We start from the raw sequence: 3,880 nt of genomic DNA, 5'->3' as shown, positions 1-3,880 counted from the left end.
GTTCCAGCTCGGTGCCGAGGTCGGGGATCGGGAAGACGGTCTCGAAGTTGAACCGCCGCTTCAGCGCCGCGCTCATCTCGTTGACGCCCCGGTCCCGGGTGTTCGCGGTGGCGATCACGTTGAAGCCCTCGCGGGCGAACACCATGGCGTCGGCGCCGGGCAGCTCCGGAATGGCGAGCACGCGGTCCGACAGCGGGGAGAGCAGGCAGTCCTGCACCTCCAGCGGGCAGCGGGTGATCTCCTCGAAGCGGACCACCCGCCCCTCGGCCATGCCGCGCAGCAGCGGCGCCGGCACCAGCGCGCGCGGCGACGGACCGTCGGTTATTTTGTTTGCGCGTAGTTCCACGAGTAGCGGATCTGGTCCTCGGTGGTGGCCGCGCCGCCCTGTATGGTGAGCGTGGAGTCGCCGCTGATTTTTTTTCGCGAGCAGCTCCGACAGCAGCGACTTGGCGGTGCCGGGCTCGCCGACGAGCATCAGCCCGCGGCTGGTCGCCAGCGCCACCAGCGCCCGGTCGATCAGCGACGGGTCGCCGACGAACTTTGCGCCGGATCCCGGCCGCCGGGTCACCGAGGATGAACCGGCGCCGGCGCGCAGGCTCAGCCGCCAGCCCGGCGGGCGCGGGTCACTGTCGTTTCGCGGCCAGCGCGGTCAGCTCGTCGGCGTACCGCACCTCGGCCGGAGGCGCTGGGCCCGCTCGACGGCCGGAGGCCGCTGAGCCCCGCTCGGCGGTCGGGTCGAGCGCGGTCACCGGGTCACCTCCGCCAGGGTCGCGCAGCACCTCGGAGACGGTGACGTCGTCCAGGTCGCCGAGGCGGACCTTGCCGTCGCGCTGGAACCAGCCGCCGTACGGCACGTCGTTGACCCAGATCGCCTCGATCTTCTGGTCGGGGAACATGTCGACGATCCCGACCGCGATGCCGGGGTCGAGGTCGATCACCACCGCCCCGCCGCCGGGGACCTCGCGTTCCAGCCAGCTCTGGATGCCGGCGTCCTGCGGGTCGCCGCGCCGCCAGCCTCGCCGCTCCAGGCTGAGCAGCCGCCCCGCCGGGACCGTGACGCCCGCGTGCCGCCGCAGCAGCTTCTCCGCGCGCTCGGCCTCGTCCAGCCGGTGCACGTCGCGGCCGAGCTGCGGGAACGGCTGGAGGATCTCGTAGTCGGCGAAGACCTCCGCCCAGGCCGGCACCGCCGTGCCGAGGCGCAGCGGGTGCGCGATGGTGACGGTGGCGTCATCCGGCAGCGCGTACGTCTCGTCGTCGACGTCGGCGAGCGTGCGGTCCTCGGCGACCCGGAACGCGGCGCTCACCTGACCGGCGTCGTCCACAGTGGCCCAGACCAGCCGGCGCACGACGTGCCACAGCAGCGGGTGGGACAGGAAGTAGCGGCGGAAGTCCGTGGCCGGCCAGCGCCGCCCGGTCACCATGGCCGTCTCGAAGCGGCGGATCTGGTCGGCGGCGAGCGTGCGCACGTCCTTCTTCAGGCCGGCGAAACGCTTGTGCGCGGCGGGCGCGAGCGTGGCGTCGTCCCGGGCGCCGGGCTTGGGCAGGTCCTTGCGGCGGGCGCCGGCGCCGTCCACCACGTACGGCTTGAGCTGCTCGTCGAAGCCGACGGTGAACCGGCGCGGCCCGTAGTCGAGGACCAGACTGCCGTCGGCGTCCAGCCCGAGGTCGGGCACCAGCCGGTCGCCGAGCTGTTCGGGCGTCAGCCCCAGCCCGTCGGCGACCTCGGTGACCTTGCGGGCCGCCTGCTCCCGCAGGCCGCGGAACTTCACCTTCTGCGAGATGCCGTACAGGTGCATCAGCGCCACGTCGGTGCCGATCTGCGCCAGCACCTCCAGGCCGGTCACCGCCCGGGCGTGCTGGCTCTCGCCCGGCCAGGCCCGGACCAACGGCGCGAGCCGCCGCGCGGTCGAGTCGTCGCCGAGCAGCCCCAGCGCGGTGAACGCCCAGCCGTCCCTCGACGGCGCGCCGGCGGCCTGCCAGCTCTCGAACAGCGCCCAGCCGAACTCCGCCAGGGAGTCGCTGTCGCACGCCGCGCGGACGATCTCCACCCCCGGGTACGGCTCGCCGGGCGCGGAGATGGCGAGCATCGTGCAGAGGTGGCGTACCGCCTCGGCGGGCAGCGCCGCCGAACGGTCCCGCAGCAGCACCTGCGGCAGCACCGCCGGGTCCAGCCACGCCGGCAGGCTCGGCATCCGGGCCGGGAGCTGCGCCAGCGGGTCCGCGTCGAGCATCGCCGTGGCGGCGGCGAGCGCCTCCTCGCCGTGCTCGCGGGCCACGCCGAGGAGCGTGTCGCGGTGTTCGGCGGCGACCAGGCGCAGCGCCCGCTCGGCGGCCCGGCGGCGCGGGCCGGGCGCGCCCAGGGCAGCCGGCAGCAGCGCCCGCACGGCGTACTCCGGGTGCCGCCGCAGCCAGGCCCGGGCGACCGGGCGGGCCGTCTTGAGCCGGTCGAGCCAGTCGGCCATCAGGTCGGCGACCTCACCGTCGGCGTACGGCAGCAGCACCTCGCCGACACTCTTCGGCGCGGTACGGGCCAGGTGCAGCGCGGTGGGCAGCGCGTCCAGCTCGTAGCGCCCGGCGAGGCGGGACATCCACTCGTCGGCGCCCCAGGACTCGGTCGGCCGCCAGGCCGGCAGCAGCGGCCGGGCCAGTTCCTCGGTGGCCCGGACGAAGAAGTGGATCGCCGCTGACGATCCGGCTCGCCCGGCGGCGACCTCGGCGGCCAGCACGGTCAGGTCGTCACCCCGCCACCAGCCGGACCAGCGGGGCACCACCGCGGCCCACCGCTCCCGCTCGCCCGGCAGCCAGGCCGTGGCGGACCCGGCGGGACGGGCCAGCCCGTCCACCACCGGCGGGGCGGAACGTGGGCGGCGGACCGACCAGGGCGGGGACACCAGCACCGGCGGCAGCCGGTCCGGCCCGGCGGCCGGCAGCGCGGAGGCGTCGTCGTGGATCCGCTCGATCCGCTCCCGCTGTGCCGGGGCCAGCGTCGGCAGCGCCGCCTCGACAGCGGCCGGGTTGGCCAGCACGTGGGCGCGCAGCAACGTGGCGGCCTCCCGCGCAGCCGGGCTGCGCCCCTCGGCGGCGGCGGACAGCAGGCGCACGCCGCGCACCGGGAAGCGGCGCAGCATCTCCGTCACCGCGGGCGGCACGTACCTACGGTCCAGCCGGTCGAGCAGCGCCGCCATCGGCTCGTCGCCGGGCAGGGCCGCCAGCAGCGACGCCAGCCGCTGCCGCGCGTCCGCGCCGGCGTGCTCGTGGTCGAACCATTCGGTCAGCAGCGGCGCGATCGGCGACCCGACCGCCGCGGTGGCGGTGACGATCGGCGCCTGGTCGTACATCAGCCGGTAGACCGCCAGGTGCCCGCTGAGGGCGTGGATCGCGTCCACCTCGTCGACCGCGCCGAGCAGCAGCTCGGCGAGCAGCGGGCCCCCGTCGCGCGCCACGTCGGCGGCGTCCCGGGCCACCCACTCCCGCTCGGTGGGCAGCAGGAACGAGGTGACCACCCGCGTCGCCAACGGCCCGGACCGGTACGGGACCAGCGCGGCGCGGGCCGCCGCGTAGTCGTCGTCGCCGGCCGCCGCGAGATGGGCGCGGACCCGGCGCAGCACGGACTGGCGCAGCCGCCAGTGGCCGTAGTTCTGCGACTTCTCCGCCCTGATGCGGTTCAGCGGCAGCGGGGACATCGACCCGGCGGCAGCCACGGTGATCTGCTCGGTCGCGGCGACGGCCGCACCGGCCGGACCGAGATCGGCGACCAGCAGGTCGCCGAGGGCCAGCCCTTGCTGGTCGCGCCCGTGATAGCCGTGCGCCATGGCCACCGCCGCCACCAGCGCGGCACCGACCAGCGGACCGGGCTCGCCGTCGAGGTAGCCGCGCAGGC

At 75.7% G+C, this 3,880-nt stretch carries 2 protein-coding genes; both read right to left on the bottom strand.

What is annotated here, in order from left to right; translation table 11 throughout:
• Positions 1 to 475 (bottom strand): ATP-binding protein (locus MCBG_RS02900; protein WP_157560809.1); only part of this gene is annotated, 475 nt, incomplete at its 3' end.
• A gap of 148 nt (positions 476 to 623) precedes the next feature.
• On the bottom strand, positions 624 to 3,880 hold a 3,257-nt coding region (locus MCBG_RS02895; protein WP_223201023.1), incomplete at its 5' end, for a DUF4132 domain-containing protein.

Origin of the sequence: Micromonospora sp. M42 (assembly GCF_000568915.1) — a bacterium.
GTDB classification, from domain to species: domain Bacteria; phylum Actinomycetota; class Actinomycetes; order Mycobacteriales; family Micromonosporaceae; genus Micromonospora; species Micromonospora chalcea.
This window is presented reverse-complemented; position numbering and strand designations above follow the sequence as displayed.